Annotated in this window: 16 protein-coding genes and 1 tRNA gene; 10 read left to right on the top strand and 7 right to left on the bottom strand. The window is 56.9% G+C overall.

Going from position 1 to position 18,166, the window contains the following annotated elements:
• The first annotated feature begins 137 nt into the window (after window positions 1-137).
• The 3 genes from SOM40_RS16520 to SOM40_RS16510 all read left to right on the top strand — a co-directional run bounded on the left by SOM40_RS16520 (window position 138) and on the right by SOM40_RS16510 (window position 5,121).
• The gene (locus tag SOM40_RS16520) at window positions 138-1,487 is read left to right on the top strand and encodes a TolC family outer membrane protein (RefSeq protein ID WP_225758327.1); all 1,350 of its coding nucleotides are present in this window, start codon (window positions 138-140) and stop codon (window positions 1,485-1,487) included.
• Between the two features lie 96 nt (window positions 1,488-1,583).
• On the top strand, window positions 1,584-3,770 hold the full coding sequence (locus SOM40_RS16515; protein WP_261644457.1) for a type I secretion system permease/ATPase: 2,187 nt from the start codon (window positions 1,584-1,586) through the stop codon (window positions 3,768-3,770).
• On the top strand, window positions 3,757-5,121 hold the full coding sequence (locus tag SOM40_RS16510) for an HlyD family type I secretion periplasmic adaptor subunit (RefSeq protein ID WP_106994699.1): 1,365 nt from the start codon (window positions 3,757-3,759) through the stop codon (window positions 5,119-5,121). The genes SOM40_RS16515 and SOM40_RS16510 overlap by 14 nt, the downstream gene beginning before the upstream one ends.
• 42 nt (window positions 5,122-5,163) lie before the next feature.
• Here SOM40_RS16510 and SOM40_RS16505 read toward each other — a convergent pair whose 3' ends face one another.
• The 5 genes from SOM40_RS16505 to SOM40_RS16485 form a co-directional block, all read right to left on the bottom strand.
• Window positions 5,164-5,703 (bottom strand): DUF2058 domain-containing protein, encoded by a 540-nt coding sequence (locus SOM40_RS16505; protein ID WP_106994700.1) that lies wholly within the window; start codon window positions 5,701-5,703, stop codon window positions 5,164-5,166.
• 89 nt (window positions 5,704-5,792) lie between these two features.
• Window positions 5,793-6,332 (bottom strand): isochorismatase family protein, encoded by a 540-nt coding sequence (locus tag SOM40_RS16500; protein WP_320530365.1) that lies wholly within the window; start codon window positions 6,330-6,332, stop codon window positions 5,793-5,795.
• A 124-nt stretch (window positions 6,333-6,456) separates the two neighbouring features.
• The gene (locus tag SOM40_RS16495) at window positions 6,457-6,678 is read right to left on the bottom strand and encodes a hypothetical protein (protein ID WP_320530364.1); all 222 of its coding nucleotides are present in this window, start codon (window positions 6,676-6,678) and stop codon (window positions 6,457-6,459) included.
• 131 nt (window positions 6,679-6,809) lie between these two features.
• Window positions 6,810-6,881: transfer RNA gene (locus tag SOM40_RS16490), tRNA-Arg, on the bottom strand.
• 75 nt (window positions 6,882-6,956) lie between these two features.
• The gene (locus SOM40_RS16485; RefSeq protein ID WP_106994703.1) at window positions 6,957-7,898 is read right to left on the bottom strand and encodes a formate/nitrite transporter family protein; all 942 of its coding nucleotides are present in this window, start codon (window positions 7,896-7,898) and stop codon (window positions 6,957-6,959) included.
• Window positions 7,899-8,213: 315 nt separating this feature from the next.
• Here SOM40_RS16485 and mlaA point away from each other — a divergent pair, with 315 nt between their 5' ends.
• Entirely contained in the window at window positions 8,214-8,966 is a 753-nt protein-coding gene (gene mlaA, locus SOM40_RS16480; protein WP_106994704.1) for a phospholipid-binding lipoprotein MlaA, read from the top strand.
• 47 nt (window positions 8,967-9,013) lie between these two features.
• On the opposite strand, the gene fadL is transcribed toward mlaA, so the two are convergent.
• On the bottom strand, window positions 9,014-10,351 hold the full coding sequence (gene fadL / locus SOM40_RS16475) for a long-chain fatty acid transporter FadL (protein WP_106994705.1): 1,338 nt from the start codon (window positions 10,349-10,351) through the stop codon (window positions 9,014-9,016).
• A gap of 371 nt (window positions 10,352-10,722) precedes the next feature.
• Here fadL and SOM40_RS16470 point away from each other — a divergent pair, with 371 nt between their 5' ends.
• The 4 genes from SOM40_RS16470 to sixA all read left to right on the top strand — a co-directional run bounded on the left by SOM40_RS16470 (window position 10,723) and on the right by sixA (window position 15,317).
• The gene (locus tag SOM40_RS16470; protein WP_106994706.1) at window positions 10,723-11,007 is read left to right on the top strand and encodes a YfcZ/YiiS family protein; all 285 of its coding nucleotides are present in this window, start codon (window positions 10,723-10,725) and stop codon (window positions 11,005-11,007) included.
• 156 nt (window positions 11,008-11,163) lie between these two features.
• Window positions 11,164-12,474 (top strand): acetyl-CoA C-acyltransferase FadI, encoded by a 1,311-nt coding sequence (fadI, locus tag SOM40_RS16465; RefSeq protein WP_225758337.1) that lies wholly within the window; start codon window positions 11,164-11,166, stop codon window positions 12,472-12,474.
• Window positions 12,474-14,621 carry a fatty acid oxidation complex subunit alpha FadJ gene (fadJ, locus tag SOM40_RS16460; protein ID WP_320530363.1) on the top strand — a complete coding sequence of 716 codons (2,148 nt, stop codon included), beginning with the start codon at window positions 12,474-12,476 and terminating at the stop codon, window positions 14,619-14,621. Before fadI ends, fadJ begins: the two co-directional genes overlap by 1 nt.
• A gap of 210 nt (window positions 14,622-14,831) precedes the next feature.
• The gene (gene sixA, locus SOM40_RS16455) at window positions 14,832-15,317 is read left to right on the top strand and encodes a phosphohistidine phosphatase SixA (protein ID WP_106994737.1); all 486 of its coding nucleotides are present in this window, start codon (window positions 14,832-14,834) and stop codon (window positions 15,315-15,317) included.
• Window positions 15,318-15,362: 45 nt separating this feature from the next.
• Here the strand turns inward: sixA and smrB are convergent, their stop codons facing one another.
• The gene (smrB, locus tag SOM40_RS16450) at window positions 15,363-15,914 is read right to left on the bottom strand and encodes an endonuclease SmrB (RefSeq protein ID WP_106994709.1); all 552 of its coding nucleotides are present in this window, start codon (window positions 15,912-15,914) and stop codon (window positions 15,363-15,365) included.
• Between the two features lie 157 nt (window positions 15,915-16,071).
• Here smrB and prmB point away from each other — a divergent pair, with 157 nt between their 5' ends.
• Complete coding sequence (prmB, locus tag SOM40_RS16445; RefSeq protein ID WP_312079998.1) at window positions 16,072-17,004, top strand: 50S ribosomal protein L3 N(5)-glutamine methyltransferase; 933 nt, start codon at window positions 16,072-16,074, stop codon at window positions 17,002-17,004.
• A gap of 76 nt (window positions 17,005-17,080) precedes the next feature.
• Complete coding sequence (gene aroC / locus SOM40_RS16440) at window positions 17,081-18,166, top strand: chorismate synthase (protein ID WP_106994711.1); 1,086 nt, start codon at window positions 17,081-17,083, stop codon at window positions 18,164-18,166.

Genomic DNA, 18,166 nt, shown 5'->3' with positions numbered 1-18,166 from the left:
GATGATTTGAATTCAGGTCAGACGAAGGATCCCGTCCGATCATAAACCCGCAGGATGCATTTTATCCCTCGGTCTGATGGGATTTTCTCAGGTGGATAATGATCCACACTCAAGGGATGTGAAGGAAAAACAACAAGATGAAACACTATAGTCAGATTATGATGGGTGCGGCGCTGGTGTTGAGCGCCACGCAGAGCCAGGCCACTACCCTGGAGCAGGCCGTAAAAGACAGCCTGCTGTGGCACCCGGAAGTTAACGCGTCGGTAAACAGCCGATATTCCGCCGATCAGGATCTTCGCGCCGCCAAAGGTGGCTATCTGCCGACCCTGGATCTCACTGCTGGTACCGGTTGGGAGCAAACCGATAACGCCAGCACCCGTGCAGGAGGCGATCATCTGCGTGATTTGCACCGCAGCGAGTCCGCTATCAACCTGCGCCAGAACGTCTTCAATGGTTTTGCGACCACCAGCGAAGTGGGCCGCCAGAAAGCGACGGTCAACTCCCGGGCCTGGACGGTGCTGAATACCAGCGAATCCACCGCCCTGCAGGCGATCCAGAGCTATCTCGATGTGCTGATGCGCCAGAAGATGGTGGCGCTGGCAGAAGATAACCTCAAGAATCACGAGCGGGTATTCGATCAGATCCGCCTGCGTACCGAGCAGGGCGTGGGTCGTCAGGCAGACTTTGAGCAGGCTCAGGCCCGTCTGGCACAGGCGCGCAACAATCTGCTGACCGAGCAAACTAACCTCGAAGACTCCCGCGCTAACTACCAGAGCGTCACTGGCAAAGAGCCTGATACTCTGGTGATGCCCGCTAAAATCGCGGTTCCCGCCTCGCTGGATGCTGCGCGTTCGGTGATGCTGGAAAACAACCCGCTGCTGAAACAGGCCGATGCCGATGTGGAAGCGACCCGCCAGCAGTATGAGGCGGCAAAATCGCGCTTCTACCCGGATGTGAACGTTGAAGTTGGACGTACCATGGATAACAACATCGATGGCACCCGCGGGCACAGCCAGGAGTGGCAGGCGATGCTGCGCATGCGCTACAACCTCTATAACGGCGGCAGCGATCAGGCCACGCTCACCTCTTACGCCTACAAAATGAAAGAGGCGGAGGATGTGAAAAAGAATGCCCAGCGTCAGCTGAACGAAGATCTGCGTCTGGCCTGGAACGCCCTGAGAAACGCCCACCAGCAGGTGCCGATCGCCAAAGAGTATGCCGATCGCAGCGTACAGGTGCGTAGCGCCTATCAGGAGCAGTTCAGCCTGGGCGACCGCACCCTGCTCGATATGCTCGACAGCGAAAACGAAGTGTTCAGCGCCCAGCGCCGCTACGTTGAGCTGCAGTTTGTCGACATGTTTACCACCTATCGCATCAACGCCCGTACCGGTGAGCTGCTCAGGAACCTGAACATTCAGGCGCCGTCGGCAGCGCAGCCGCTCGATCAGGCGCAACGTACCCAGGCAGAGCTGCCTGAGTTAAAATAGGGCCTTTGAAGGCTGACGGGGGTTATGCCGGCTGACACCGGGACAACCCTCTCTTTTTTATCTGCGGCATCGGTCTGCAGAACACTGAGGCAGAGAATGACGCCTGATATTGACTCCTCCGAGCGCATTGAGACCACCCCGCAGGCACAGGGCAGGCAGGATCCGCGGCAAAGCCATGACGATCCGCTCCTGGATGCGCTGATGATCGTCTGTAAATTGCATAACATTGCCACCAGCCGCAACGTCCTGACTACCGGCTTGCCGCTGGAAGCCCATACCCTGACGATTGAAACCTTTCCGCGCGCTGCCGGACGGGCAGGGCTCAAGGCGCGGGTGGTGCAGCGTCCGCTGGAAAACATTACTGCGATGTCACTGCCCGCCATTCTGCTGCTGAAAAACAATCAGACCGCGGTGCTGATTGGCTGGGATGAGCAGCAGCGCGCGCGTCTGCTGCCCAGCGAAACGGAAGGGGGTGAGATTATCGTATCGCCCGAGACGCTGGCGGAAAACTACAGCGGCCGGGTGATTTTTATCTCCCCGGAACATGAATTCGATGCCCAGCCGACGGCCACGCTGCCGCGCACTACCGCCTGGTTCCAGGACACGCTCAGGCTGTCGAAATTCCTCTACGTGGATGCGGTGGTCGCCAGCTTCCTCGTGAACCTGGTGGCGCTCGCCGCCCCGCTGTTTGTAATGAACGTCTATGACCGGGTGGTGCCCAACCAGGCCACGGCCACCCTGTGGGTACTGGCGATCGGTATCAGCATTGCGTATGTGTTCGACTTTGTACTGAAGATCCTGCGCGGTATTTGCCTCGACCTGGCGGGTAAAAAGACCGACCTGGTGGTCTCTTCGGCGCTGTTCGAGCGGCTGCTGGGGATGAAGATGAAGCTCCGCCCGCCGCGGGTGGGGAGCTTCGCGCAGAACTTCCAGGAGTTCCAGTCGATCCGCGACTTCCTCTCATCGCTGACGCTGACCGCCTTTATCGACCTGCCGTTTACCCTGCTGATCCTGCTGGTGATTGGCATCATCGGGGGGCCGCTGGTGTTTATCCCGCTGCTCTGCTATCCGCTGGCGCTGCTGGTGAACTGGCTGATCCAGCGCCCGCTGATGTCGCGGGTCAAGAAAACCTATCAGCTCTCCAACGAACGCCAGGCGATGCTGGTGGAGACGCTCACCGGCCTGGATGCCATCAAGATCAATAACGCCCAGAGCGAGCGCCAGTATCAGTGGGAACACCTGACCGGCCAGCTGAGCAAGCTGGAGCTGCGGGTGAAGTCGCTCTCCTATGTGGCGGTGAACTTTACCGCCTGGCTACAGCAGTTCAGCGGCGTGGCCATTATCGTGGCCGGGGTCTACATCATTATTGGCGGCAACCTGAGCATGGGCGGGCTGATTGCCTGCTACCTGCTGCACCGTCGCGCCATGATGCCCATCGGCCAGCTGTGCAGCCTGATCACCCGCTACCAGCGGGCGCGGATGACTAAAGCCACTATCGATCGGATGATGAACCTCGAGCAGGAGGTGCAGGATGACGAGGTGCCCCTGAAGCGGGAAACGCTCTCCGGCGCCATTGAGTTGCGCGACGTCACCTTCGTCTACCCGGGCAACCAGTACGCCTCGCTCAGCAATGTGTCGCTGACCATCCAGCCCGGCGAGAAGGTAGGGATCATCGGCCGCAGCGGGTCGGGCAAAAGCTCGCTGGCGAAACTGCTGGTCGGTTTTTATCAGCCGGACAGCGGCAATGTGCTGATTGACGGTATTGATGCCCGCCAGATCGATGTCCACGATCTGCGCCACAACATCGGCTATGCCCCGCAGGATATCCATCTGTTCAGCGGCACCCTGCGGGAGAATCTGGTCTACGGCGCCAGCTACGTTGACGACGAGACCATGCTGCGGGTCGCCACCCTCACCGGGGTACACGAGTTCGCCCGTCGCCATCCGTCCGGGTACAACATGCAGGTGGGCGAGCGGGGGATGAGCCTCTCCGGCGGCCAGCGGCAGGCGGTGGCTTTAGCGCGCGCGCTGCTGCTCGATCCGCCGGTACTGCTGATGGATGAGCCCACCAGCTCGATGGATAACACCAGCGAAGATCTGATTAAAAAGGCGCTGATACCGGTCATCAGCAACAAAACGCTGCTGATGGTGACGCATCGTGCGTCGCTGCTGACCCTGGTGGACCGTCTTATTATTGTCGACAACGGCAAAATTATTGCCGACGGCCCGAAAGAGAGCGTCATGAGCGCGCTGAAGAAGGGACAAATTCATGCGAATCGTTGAGTCGCTTAGCCGCCTGATGAGCTGGCTGTCAGGAGATAAACAGCCCGCACCGTTCACCACTAACGAGGTCAACAAAGCCCTGCTGGATGATGCCCCGCGGGTGGTGCGCGTCACGCTGTGGGCCATCTTCGCTTTCTTTATCGCCATGATCCTCTGGGCGTCGCTGGCGAATATTGATGAGGTGACGCGTGGGGAAGGGCGGGCCATTCCCTCCTCGCGCCTGCAGAAGGTGCAGAACCTCGAAGGCGGGATCGTGGCCGAGGTCTTTGTGCATGAAGGGGAGGTGGTGAAAGCCGGGGCGCCGCTGCTGCGTCTGGATGATACTCAGTTTCGCTCCAACGCCGGGGAGTCCGACGCCGATCGGCTGGCCCTGCAGGCACGGATCCAGCGTCTGACCGCTCAGCTTGACGATGCGAAAACGCTGACCCTGGCACCGGAGATTGTGCAGAAGGCGCCGGATATCGCCAATGGTGAAATGGAGCTGTTCGCCAGCGTTAACAAACGTATCCAGAGCGAGCTGGACGGACTCAACGAACAGCTGGTGCAGAAGAAGCAGGAGCTGCTCGACTTCCAGGGCAAGGTCAGCCAGTACCGCCGTAGCCTCGGGCTGCAGCAGCAGGAGGTCAGTATGTCTGAACCCCTGGTGGCCAAAGGGGCAATCTCAAAAGTAGAGGTATTGCGCCTGCGTCGTGGCGTGGTGGAAACCCAGGGACAGCTGGACTCGGTGCTGCTCGCCATTCCCCGGGCGGAAGCGGCCATCAAGGAGATTGAGAGTAAGGTCAGCGAAACGCGGGGGCGTTACCGCAGCGAGGCGCTGGGGCAGCTCAACGAGGCGCGAACCGATCTCAGCAAAATTGAGGCCTCGGGCAAGGCGATTTCCGACCGGGTGAACCGCACCCTGGTGACTTCCCCGGTGCGCGGCGTGGTCCAGCAGCTGCTGGTCAACACCATCGGCGGCGTGATCCAGCCGGGTAACGACCTGGTGGAGATTGTTCCGCTGGACGATACGCTGCTGGTGGAAGCGAAGATTCGCCCGCAGGACATCGCGTTTTTACGTCCGGGCCAGGAAGCGACGGTGAAGTTCACCGCTTACGATTACACCATCTATGGCGGACTAAAGGGCACGCTGGAGCAGATCAGCCCCGACACGGTGACCGACAAAGACGGGAAGAGTTTTTACATTATTCGTCTGCGCACCGACAAAAACCACCTCGGTACGGATGAGAAACCACTGTTGATTATTCCGGGGATGGTGGCCTCGGTGGATATTATTACCGGTAAGAAAACGGTGATGGCCTATCTGCTGAAACCGATCCTGCGCGCCAGAGCGGAGGCGTTCCACGAGCGTTAAGAAGGGAGACAGACCACCTCCTGGAGAGGTGGTCTGTCAGTATTACCACATCAGATCGTCAGGCACGACAAAATCGGCGTATGGATCGTCTTCGTCCTTCGCTTCCTGAGTCAATTCGCTGCTTAACACGATATAGCTCGCATCACGCTGGGAAATTTTCTCGGCAACGATGGCGGGGATAATCGCATATTCGCTCTCACGGCCCGCGTCGGCAACCAGACGCGCAATGGCGAGACGGCCATTGATCAGCTGTGCTTGCGTGGTTTTATCGACATAGATTTTTTTGATCAGGTTATCGTCGGTGAAGTTAAAACCGATATCGCCTTTTGCCACCACGATCCGGTTCATCTCGATTAACTGCTTGATCTGCGCCTTATACTCTTTCGCCAGGGCGGCCTGCTTTTGCTGCTCGCTTAACGCTTTATCACGTTCAACCTGCGCCTGCTTATTCACTTCAACCGCTTCGCGTGCCTCACGCGCCTGCACGCGGGATTTTTTGGCGGTGCGCTGCACTTTCGCCATTTTTTTGCTGGTGACTAAGCCAGCTTTAAGCATCTGCTCTTGTAGTGTGAGTTTGGTCATGTTCGTTTCTGAAATCCGTCAAATGATTGGCAGATTATACCCTGGAGCGTTGGTGGCGTGCCAGGTGATGGACGCCCGGGGCACAGTATTCAGGAAAGCTGGAACGCCGCGGCGTCGGTAACCTGAGCAAAACCGGCGTCGAGCAGACCCAGGGTCACATCATGAATGGCCTTTGCGCTGAGCTGATGGCTTTCCAGCTCAAAGCTGAGTACCGCATCGTTTAGCACCGTCATCTTTACCCCAAGATCCGCGCCCATTCTGACGGTTGAGTTAACACAAAACCCGGCCACAGCACCGATAACCACCACCTCAGCAATATGCGCCTCCTGGAGATAAGCCAGTAATCCCGTTGAGCTGAATGCGGAGGAGGTGTGTTTAATAAATACCGGTTCGTCAGCGTGCTCTTTGAACGCGTCAAGAGGCTGGCTTGATGGCGAGCTGTGATGGAGAGGAGAACCCTGCTCAGGCGTCTGGTGGCGTACGTGGATGACGGGGGTGCCAGAGGTTCTGAATTTTTCAATTACCGAGGTCATGTTTTCAATGCTGTTCTGAGGGAAGTAATCCACGCCCTGCTGGATTCTCTCTTTTACAAAATTCTGCATATCGATGATGAGTAGCGCTTTTGACATATTACCCTCTGTAAACCGGACTGGTGGCATGGTGAGTCAGCGTTCTAGAGTAACTGTTTTTGCTCAGGGGCGTCAGCGCCCTGGTTTGGTGGGGGGAGCTCCGATAGTCCGGAGCTCAGGCGTCTTAGCGAACCACGTTACCGTGCTGTACGCAGCGACCATCGTTGCAGTTAACGGCGTCCACTCTGGCGGCGCGGTGGTTTCTTGCCTGCGCGGTGACCGTCGCGGCAGCGACCGGATGCGCGGAGTTTGCCACTATCGCAGCGCGCTCAACCGGGTGAAAGATAACCCCGGCAAACGCAGAGCAAGGGGCGATTAAGGCCAGAACGATCAGGATTCTCTTCATGTGCTTTCTCCGTTATTTTTTGAGATGCGAATTCGTTTTAACGGCGCGAGAGTACAGCACAGCGATGTGGGACGTTGTGTGTATGGGTGCTATTGGCTGGGAAGGATCAGTCGGAACGGAAGACGGGAGAATGTCCCCTGCAGGAATCGAACCTGCAACTAGCCCTTAGGAGGGGCTCGTTATATCCATTTAACTAAGGGGACAAAGCGGCACGAGTATAACGCCATTTATACAAGGCGTTAAGCTCGCCACCGCCTGACTGCTTAAAGTGTCGCCATTCAGGCCGATTTTTTATTCTCTTCCGCTTCCTCCTGCCGGGCCTGCTCTTTGGCTTTGATCTCGGCTTTGCGCTTATTCGACATATCGTTACGAATTTGCGCATGGCTCAGCAGGGCAAAAATAAAGGTGCCGCCGCAGATATTGCCTGCCAGGGTAGGGATCGCGAAGGGCCAGAAGAACTCGCTCCAGTGGATGGTGCCGTTAAAGACCAGATATAAAATCTCCACCGTGCCCACCACGATATGGGTGGTATCGGCCAGGGCGATAAGCCAGGTCATCAGAATAATAACCACGATTTTGGCCGATCCGGCAGAAGGGAACATCCACACCATGGTGGCGACGATCCAGCCGGAGATGATGGCGTTAGAGAACATTTCGAGAGGGCTGTTTTCCATCACTCCGGTGCCTATTTTCACAAACGCGTCGCGGGTGGGCTCGTCAAATATAGGCATATATTCAAACGCCCATGCCGCGACGCCGGTACCGATAATATTACCGAATAACACCACGCTCCACAGGCGCATCAGCAGGCCGAAATTGCCCCATGTCGGGCTCTGCATCACCGGCAGTACCGCGGTGACGGTATTCTCGGTAAACAGCTGCTGGCGCGCCATAATCACGATAATAAAGCCAAAGGTATAGCCGAGGTTTTCCAGTACCATCCCGCCGGGAATACCTTCAAACTGAACGTGAAAAATCCCTTTGGCCAGAAAAGAGGCGCTCATTGATAACCCGGCAGCGATGGCCGACCACAGCAGAGCCATGGCATCGCGTTCCAGCTCTTTTTCACCGTCCTGGCGAATATGTTCGTGGATGGCCATGGCGCGCGAGGGGAGGTGGTCCTCATCGACCTCAATCTTCTTTCCCCGGCGGTTCTCCTCGCTTTCAACTTCCAGCTCTTCAGTATGATTGTCTAATTTCTCTTCTTTGAGTTCGTCCATTGTGGTGCTCCTGATGTGACTGATACCCATAAGCGTAGCGGTTTTTATCTCATCGCCCGTGGGTATGCTCTTAAATTCCTGTTATGGCAATAAACGCGATACATCCCCGGCTAAGGCCGTATAAAATTGCCAGCCTAACGAAAACGTAAAGCCAGGCTATTCTGAGATCATAAAGAAGGTGCTTTATTGCCCCGATTTGTGGTCGTAGACATCAGTAAGCGTGCTGATACAATCACTTGCACATTTACAGACGGAGCGCGAAAGCGCCAGTACGGATGGCTTTTGGTGATAGCCATACTTAACAGGGAGAAAGATATGAAACTTCGGCTGTCGGTGGTTGCGCTGGGCACCACGTTGCTGATGGGCTGCGCCAGTTCTGGCGAGCAACAGGGGCGCTCCGATCCTTTGGAAGGATTCAACCGCTCCATGTATAACTTCAACTACAACGTGCTGGATCCCTATGTGGTGCGTCCGGTTGCGGTGGCATGGCGTGACTATGTTCCACAACCTGCCCGTAACGGGCTGAGCAACTTCACCAGCAACCTTGAAGAGCCTGCGGTGATGGCGAACTACTTCCTGCAGGGCAATCCCTATCAGGGGATGGTCCATTTCACCCGCTTCTTCCTGAATACCCTGTTAGGGATGGGTGGCTTTATTGATGTTGCCGGAATGGCGAATCCGAAGCTGCAACGCGAGCAGCCCCACCGTTTCGGTAGTACCCTGGGTCATTACAATGTAGGTTACGGCCCGTATGTCCATTTACCGTTCTACGGCAGCTTCACCCTGCGTGAAGACGGTGGTGATGCGGTGGATACCCTCTATCCGGTGCTGTCATGGCTGACCTGGCCGCTATCGGTAGGTAAATGGACGCTGGAAGGGGTGGAGACGCGCGCCCAGCTGCTGGATTCCGACGGCCTGCTGCGTCAGTCCTCCGATCCGTACCTCATGGTGCGTGAAGCTTACTTCCAGAACCATGACTTTATTGCTAACGGCGGCAAGCTGAAACCGGAAGATAACCCGAACGCAAAAGCGATCGAGAATGAACTCTCCGAGATTGATGCGGAATAAAAAAGAAAAGGTGAGCACGAGGCTCACCTTTTTTTATCGCTACGTAATTAGAACGCGTAGTTGAAGTTGGTCCCGAACAGCCACGCCTTACCTTCGGAAGTGAAGTTATACGCCGCCGCGCCTTCGCCCTCGGTGAAGCTCACTTTCTGACCATGCATGTAAGATGCGCCAACGTCGATAGAGGCATCATCGTTAAAGGCGTAGGACATACCGGCGCTCAGCCACAGACGGTCCTGATCCGGAATAGAGATAGAACGCTTGTTGGCCGGAACCGGGCTGTCATCAAAGGCGATACCGGTGCGGAAGGTCCAGTTCTTGTCGTAGTAGTAGGTGGTACCCAGCGCAATACGGTACGCGTCCTTAAAGCTTTCTTCTTTATAGAACAGGGTTTGATCGTTGCTGCCGGTGGCCTTCAGCTCCTGGAACTGGCTCCAGCTGGTGTAGGTCAGGCTGTAGTGGACAGCCCACTGTGGCGCCACGAGGTTATACCCGGAGACTTCCCACATTTCTGGCAGATGCAGCGACAGAGAACCACTCTCGGTGCGACCACCGGTGCCTGACGGCAGACCCATACTGCCCAGGATGCTGTTCAGAGCCGGGTTGATGGAGCTCTTATAATCGCCCTCGAAGTCGATTTTCACTTCTGAACGGTAGGTCAGACCCCAGCGGTTATTTTTATCCAGCTCGTACAGGATACCGGCGTTCCAGCCGAAGCCCCATTCGTCGCCTTTCAGGTAGGCAATCTGATCGTCAGGTTCGTTAATACCATTCAGGTAGGATGGCGGTACACGGCCGGTCAGCTGACGTGACAGCAATGGACCCAGCGAACCGGCATAACGCTCAATTTTGGCTCTCGCGTAAACGGCATCAAAGCCCACGCCAAAGCTCCAGTTGCTGTCGAGACGATAAGCCCCGCTCAGGTTCAGGTTGAGGGTTTCCAGATCGGTTTTACCGCCGTAGATACCTGCCCCGTAGCTATCGTTAAATTCGGTTGCCAGACCGTAGTTGGAGGTAACAGACGCACCCCAACCAAACTGATCATTGATTGGCATAACAAAGTGCACGTTAGGCACCCATGCAGTAGGGGCGATGTTGTCCTGGTTTGCACTTTGTCCTGTTAAGGCGGAGTTACCCGTGACATTCACATCAGGATCGATATAGACGGCACCGATAGAGAAAGTCGGGCGATCGAACATGGTGATCAGCGCCGGGTTACGGCTCGCGTTCCCTGCGTCATCAGCGATGGCACCTTCCCCGGAATAGGCGCGGCCCAGCCCTGAGGAGGAGAACTCGTTAAGCTGAAAGCCCGCTGACCAGGCGGAGGTGGAGACGATTGCCACTGCGATTGCGAGCGCAGTTTTTTTGAACAGGGTTTTCTGGCTCATGACCATAACCTCATTGAGTTATTTTTATTCAATATTTGTTACACACCGTAACAGGAGCGCGAAGTGTAGGGTCTGTGGTAACACTTAGAAATCAGACCAGTGGCGAGAGTATAGGTCTGACCAGATGGAATGTTGCAAGTGTGTTTATTAATATTTACTGATATGTTTTTCGAAACGGGATCTGGTTGGCAAAATTGTGACCAGTTCGCTTACTCCGAACGGGTGATTTTTGTTTTAGATCATTTTTACGTGTGATATTGCTCACTTACCGGCGTTTACGCCATTAACGACTGGAGCCCCTCCCGGGCGGGGCGTAAAATATCAGCATTGTGTCTATTTCGCGCCGTGCGCGACTACAGAGGAAATCTACTATGAGTAAATGCAGTGCTGATGAAACCCCGGTTTGCTGCTGTATGGATGTGGGTACCATCGTGGATAACACGGATTGCACCGCCTCTTACAGCCGTGTCTTCGCCAGCCGTGCTGAAGCCGAAGAGACGCTGGCAGCCCTGACCGCGAAAGCACGCGGCGTGGAGTCTGAACCGTGCGACATCTCTTCCACCTTCACCGAAGTGGACGGCGGGGTGCGCCTGGACATCGACTTCGTGTTCAGCTGCGAAGCTGAGTCCCTGATTTTCCAGCTCGGTCTGCGTTAATTTCCCTTCAACGCCTCCATTCATGGGGGCGTTTCATTTGAGCTCTGTGGCTTCGCTCGCAATTTTTCTTCTCCCCGATTGGCTAATGTAAAAATTTGGTTAAGACTGTTATCAGGTCAGACCACTTTGCGTATTTGTTATTCACAGGGGAGCGTTATGAGTCAGGCATTACCGCTAATCACCCGTCAGGGGGATCGCATTGCCATTGTCAGTGGATTACGCACGCCATTTGCCCGTCAGGCGACGGCTTTTCATGGCATACCTGCAGTCGATCTGGGAAAAATGGTCGTAGGGGAGTTACTGGCTCGCAGCGAAATACCGCCCGAGGTGATTGAACAGCTGGTCTTTGGCCAGGTGGTGCAGATGCCGGAAGCGCCCAATATCGCCCGTGAAATCGTGCTGGGCACCGGGATGAATGTCCATACCGATGCCTACAGCGTCAGCCGTGCCTGCGCCACCAGCTTTCAGGCGGTGGCGAACGTCGCGGAAAGCCTGATAACAGGCACCATTCGCGCCGGGATCGCCGGCGGGGCCGACTCCTCATCCGTATTACCCATAGGCGTCAGCAAAAAACTGGCCCGCGTGCTGGTGGACGTCAACAAAGCCCGCACCATCGGGCAGCGCTTATCGCTTTTCTCGCGCCTGCGCTTGCGCGATCTGCTCCCTGTGCCGCCTGCCGTCGCCGAGTACTCCACCGGCCTGCGGATGGGCGACACCGCCGAACAGATGGCGAAGACCTACGGCATCACTCGCGAACAGCAGGATGCGCTGGCGCACCGCTCACATCAGCGCGCCGCTCAGGCCTGGGCCGAAGGCAAGCTGGCGGGAGAGGTGATGACGGCCTACACCCCGCCATACCGCGAGCCGCTCAGTGAAGACAACAATATCCGCGGCACCTCAACGCTGGCGGATTACGCAAAACTGCGCCCGGCATTTGACCGCAAGCACGGCACCGTGACCGCCGCCAACAGTACGCCGTTAACCGACGGTGCGGCGGCGGTGATCCTGATGACCGAATCCCGCGCTAAAGAGCTGGGCCTGACTCCGCTCGGTTACCTGCGCAGCTATGCCTTTACCGCCATTGATGTCTGGCAGGACATGCTCCTGGGGCCAGCCTGGTCCACGCCGTTGGCGCTGGAGCGTGCCGGGCTGACGATGGCCGACCTGACGCTTATCGACATGCATGAAGCCTTTGCCGCCCAGACCCTGGCCAACCTGCAGCTGCTGGCCAGCGAACGCTTTGCCCGGGATGTGTTAGGCCGGGCCCACGCGACGGGCGAGGTCGATGAAAGCAAATTTAACGTGCTGGGCGGCTCCATTGCCTACGGTCACCCCTTTGCGGCGACCGGCGCGAGGATGATCACCCAGACGCTGCATGAGTTACGCCGTCGCGGCGGTGGGTTTGGCCTGGTAACCGCCTGCGCGGCGGGTGGTCTGGGTGCCGCAATGGTTCTGGAGGCGGAATAATGGAGATGACAACGGCGTTTACCCTGCATGTACGACTGGACAACGTGGCGGTAGTCACCATCGATGCGCCAGGCGAAAAGATGAATACCCTGAAAGCCGAATTTGGCGGTCAGGTGCGCGCCATCCTCAAGCAGGTGCGTGAAAACAAAACGCTTCGCGGGCTGGTATTTATCTCGGCCAAGCCGGACAACTTTATTGCCGGGGCCGATATCAACATGATTGCCCGCGCGAGCAGCGCCCAGGAAGCGGAAGATCTGGCCCGTCAGGGGCAGCAGATCATGGCTGAAATTCATGCCCTGCCGATCCCGGTGATTGCGGCGATCCACGGCGCCTGCCTCGGCGGCGGTCTGGAGCTGGCGCTGGCCTGTCACGGGCGGATCTGTACCGACGACGGCAAAACGGTGCTGGGCCTGCCGGAAGTGCAGCTCGGCTTGCTGCCCGGCTCGGGCGGCACCCAACGTCTGCCGCGGCTGGTGGGCGTCAGCACGGCGCTGGAGATGATCCTCACCGGCAAACAGCTGCGTCCGCGTCAGGCCCTGAAGGTCGGGCTGGTGGATGAGGTGGTTCCGCCGTCGATTTTGCTTGAATCCGCGGTTGCGCTGGCTCTGAAAGACAAACCGGCCGGGCGTCGCTTACCGGTGCGCGAGCGCGTGCTGGCAGGTCCGCTGGGCCGCACGCTGCTGTTCAGAATGGTGGCGAACAAAACCGAACAAAAAACCCAGGGGAATTACCCGGCGGCAAAACGCATTCTCGAGGTTATCCATACCGGTCTGACCCAGGGCAGCAGCAGCGGCTATGCCGCAGAAGCTAAAGCCTTTGGTGAGCTGGCGATGACCCCGCAGTCGCAGGCGCTGCGCAGCATTTTCTTTGCCAGCACCGAGGTGAAAAAAGATCCCGGCAGCGAGGCGGAACCTGCACCGCTTGAGGCCATCGGCGTGCTGGGTGGCGGACTGATGGGAGGCGGTATCGCCTTCGTGACCGCCAGCAAGGGCAAATTACCGGTGCGGATCAAAGACATCAATGCGAAAGGGATCAACCACGCCCTGCAGTACAGCTGGCAGCTGCTTGATAAGAAGGTCAAACGCCGCCATATCAAAGCCAGCGAGCGCGATCGCCAGCTGGCGCTGATCTCCGGTACCACGGACTACAGCGGATTCCGCCATCGCGATGTGGTGATTGAGGCGGTATTTGAAGATCTGGCCCTGAAACAGCAGATGGTGGCCGAGGTCGAAGCGCACTGCGCGCCGCACACTATCTTTGCTTCTAACACCTCATCGCTGCCAATTGGCGATATTGCGGCCCAGGCCGCGCGTCCTGAACAGGTGATCGGGCTGCATTTCTTTAGCCCGGTTGAAAAAATGCCGCTGGTAGAAGTGATTCCCCACGCCGGCACCAGCCCGCAGACCGTTGCTACTATTGTAAAGCTGGCGAAAATGCAGGGTAAAACGCCGATTGTAGTGGCGGATAAAGCCGGGTTCTACGTTAACCGTATTCTGGCCCCTTATATCAACGAAGCCATGCGCCTGCTGATCGAAGGGGAAAAGGTTGATCACATTGATAATGCGCTGGTGAAGTTTGGTTTCCCCGTTGGGCCAATCCAACTTTTGGATGAGGTGGGAATCGATACCGGCACTAAAATTATACCTGTGCTGGAAAGTGCTTACGGGGAACGATTTAGCGCCCCTGCAAACATTGTTTCTGCAATTTTGAATGACGATCGCAAAGGCAGAAAAAATGGACGTGGTTTCTATCTTTACGATCCAAAAGGGCGTAAAAGCAAGAAGCAGGTAGACCCGGCGATTTATGGGCTTATTAAGCCCACCGGCGAGGGCAAATTGTCTGCGACACAGTGCGCAGAACGCTGCGTGATGATGATGCTCAACGAGGCGGCGCGCTGCTTTGATGAGCGGGTGATTAAAAACGCTCGCGACGGCGATATTGGCGCGGTGTTTGGCATTGGTTTTCCACCTTTCCTGGGTGGCCCGTTCCGCTATATGGATAGCATTGGCGCGGGTGAAGTTGTTGCGATTTTACAACGACTGGCTGTGCAATATGGGCCGCGGTTTACACCGTGTGACACATTATTGCAGATGGCGGATCAGGGGCTGCGATTTTGGCCAGCAAAGGAAACTGACCCGGTAAATTAAGGTCAAATAAGAGTAAATCCGCCGTTGAAGGGTCTGGTCCTGTCTAATTTATAAACTGACATTGACTATACTTACGCCGTTGAGGTAAAAAACAGCGTTTCATTCAACGGATGGATCAGGCACAATGCCCGGCCATCGGGTTTTCTACCTCGTGATGTGTTCACGCGGGGTGTTAACACCGGTGATCCTGGTCAACAAAAGCGGTGCAATATGCAAGTTTTTATCATGCGTCACGGTGACGCGGCACTCGATGCTGCCAGTGACTCTGTTCGTCCTCTGACGCCTTGCGGCTGTGACGAGTCCCGTCAAATGGCAACCTGGCTGAAAGGGCAAAAAGTGGATATTGAGCGTGTCCTCGTCAGCCCGTTCCTGCGTGCTGAACAGACACTGGACGTGGTAGGGGAGTGTATGAACCTGCCTGCTGGCGTCGATATCCTGCAAGAGCTTACCCCTTGTGGCGATGTAGGTCTGGTCAGTGCCTATCTTCAGGCCCTGAGCAGTGAAGGTGTTACCTCTGCGCTGGTGATTTCCCATCTGCCGTTAGTCGGCTACCTGGTCTCTGAACTCTGCCCGGGCGAAACGCCGCCGATGTTCAGTACCTCTGCCATTGCCAATGTCACCCTCGATGAAACGGGTGTCGGCGTGTTCAACTGGCAGATGAGCCCCTGCAATCTGAAGATGGCGAAAGCTATCTGACGTAAACCACATCCAGGCGGGTAGCCTCAGCCACCCGCCTGCCTGTCAGGGCAGCTCAGGCGGTTGCCACTCTTCAACTTCAATCAGCACCAGCAAGGCGGCATCTCCGCCGTACTCTTTGGGTGCCTGATGAAAAGCCATCACGTGTGGATGCTGGGCAAGCCACAGCGGCGTTTGCTGCTTCAGGATATGCTTCCCGTGACCGTGCATCACGCAGGCGCAAAAAAGATGTTCCCGGCGACAGGCGGCAATCAACGCTCCCAGCTCCTGCTTGGCCTGCATCTGGGTCAACCCGTGCAGATCGAGAAACAGCTCCGGCGAATAATCCCCGCGACGTAATTTTTTCAGCTCGAAATGGCTGACATCCGCGCGCACATATTTTACCGCGCCCTCGGTGTTCAGCAGCGGCTGGAACTCATCGGAAAAATAGTGGCTGGCGTCGGCCTGCTCCTGGATTAACCGTTTTACCGGCACTTCACTCACTTTTTTGCGTATCGGAGGGTGGACGATGGTGTCCTGCTTGATTTTACGCGTGCCGGTCATCAGCTGACGAAACAGCGTTTGATCCTCCTCGCTCAGCGATGTTTTCTTTTTCATGGGTCCGTCTCATCTCTTATTTCCGACAGTGTACCTGACTCGCCGCACGGCAAAACGCATTTTTTACCCGCAAGGCGTTAGCGACAATGCTGATTTATCGCCGTCTTCGTGGCACACTAGCCGCCGAAAATTTAGCGAGCATGCCCTGGAGAACATAGTGGATAAAATTTTTGTCGATGAAGCGGTGAATGAGCTGCAAACCATTCAGGACATGTTGCGTTGGGCGGTCAGCCGTTTCAGCGCGGCCAATATCTGGTACGGTCACGGCACCGATAACCCGTGGGACGAGGCGGTGCAGCTGGTGCTGCCATCCCTCTATCTGCCGCTGGATATTCCGGAAGATATGCGCTCTGCGCGCCTGACCTCCAGCGAGAAACACCGCATCGTTGAGCGCGTGATCCGCCGCGTCAACGAACGTATCCCGGTCGCCTACCTGACCAATAAAGCCTGGTTCTGCGGACATGAGTTCTTTGTCGATGAACGCGTGCTGGTGCCGCGCTCGCCGATCGGTGAGCTGATCAACAACCAGTTTGCTGGTCTGATTGACCATCAGCCGGAGCACATTCTGGATATGTGTACCGGCAGCGCCTGCATCGCCATTGCCTGCGCCTACGCCTTCCCGGATGCGGAAGTGGACGCGGTGGACATCTCCTCTGATGCGCTGGCGGTAGCGGAACACAATATTGAAGAGCACGGCCTGATCCATCACGTAACGCCGATCCGTTCCGATCTGTTCCGCGATCTGCCGAAAGTGCAATACGACCTGATCGTCACCAACCCGCCATACGTTGACGCAGAAGATATGTCCGACCTGCCGAACGAATATCGCCACGAACCTGAGCTGGGCCTGGCGTCCGGCTCTGACGGCCTGAAGCTGACCCGCCGCATTCTTGCCTGCGCGCCGGAATATCTGACCGATGACGGCATTCTGATTTGTGAAGTGGGTAACAGCATGGTACATCTGATGGAGCAATATCCGGATGTGCCGTTCACCTGGCTCGAGTTCGACAACGGTGGCGACGGCGTCTTCATGCTGACCAAAGCGCAGCTTCTCGCCGCGCGCGAACACTTCAGCATCTACAAAGATTAATCCAACGGGCTTCGGCCCGTTTCACATTGCGCAAACACAGAAAGCTCAAACACAGAACAACGAAAACGGAGCCGTGATGGCAGGAAACAGTATTGGACAATTATTCCGCGTGACCACCTTTGGTGAGTCGCATGGTCTGGCGCTGGGTTGCATCGTTGATGGCGTACCGCCAGGCATCGAACTGACTGAGGCCGATTTACAACACGATCTCGACCGCCGCCGCCCCGGGACATCGCGCTACACCACCCAGCGCCGCGAGCCGGATCAAGTCAAAATCCTGTCAGGCGTCTTCGAAGGACGCACCACCGGCACCAGCATTGGCCTGCTGATTGAGAATACCGATCAGCGTTCGCAGGACTACGGCGCCATCAAGGACGTGTTCCGTCCGGGCCATGCCGATTACACCTACGAGCAAAAATACGGTTTCCGCGACTATCGCGGCGGCGGTCGTTCTTCCGCCCGTGAAACCGCCATGCGCGTTGCCGCAGGCGCTATCGCTAAAAAATATCTGGCGCAGAAATTTGGCATCGTGATCCGCGGCTGTCTGACCCAGATGGGCGATATCCCGCTGGCGATCGAAGACTGGGATCAGGTCGAACAGAACCCATTCTTCTGCGCGGATGCCTCAAAGCTGGAGGCGCTGGATGAACTGATGCGCGGCCTGAAGAAAGAGGGCGACTCCATCGGTGCTAAAGTCACGGTGGTGGCTGACGGCGTGCCGCCGGGCTGGGGTGAGCCGGTCTTTGACCGCCTCGATGCCGATATCGCCCATGCGATGATGAGCATCAACGCGGTGAAAGGGGTAGAGATTGGCGACGGTTTTGACGTTGTGGCCCTGCGCGGCAGCGAGAACCGGGATGAGATTACGAAAGAGGGCTTCCAGAGCAACCACGCGGGCGGCGTGCTCGGCGGGATCAGCAGCGGGCAGCAGATTGTTACCCATATCGCGCTGAAACCGACCTCCAGCATTACCGTACCGGGGCGCACCCTGAACCGCGCGGGCGAAGAAGTCGAGATGATCACCAAAGGGCGTCACGATCCGTGCGTCGGGATCCGCGCTGTGCCGATCGCAGAAGCGATGCTGGCGATCGTGCTGATGGATCACTTCCTGCGCCAGCGCGCGCAGAATGCGGATGTGACGACTCCTCTTCCACGCTGGTAA

It is taken from the genome of Leclercia sp. CFBP8987, from assembly GCF_034044995.2.
Classification (GTDB): domain Bacteria; phylum Pseudomonadota; class Gammaproteobacteria; order Enterobacterales; family Enterobacteriaceae; genus Enterobacter; species Enterobacter tamurae.
Note: the sequence above shows the minus strand (reverse complement) of the source record. Positions and strands in the feature narration are given on the sequence as shown.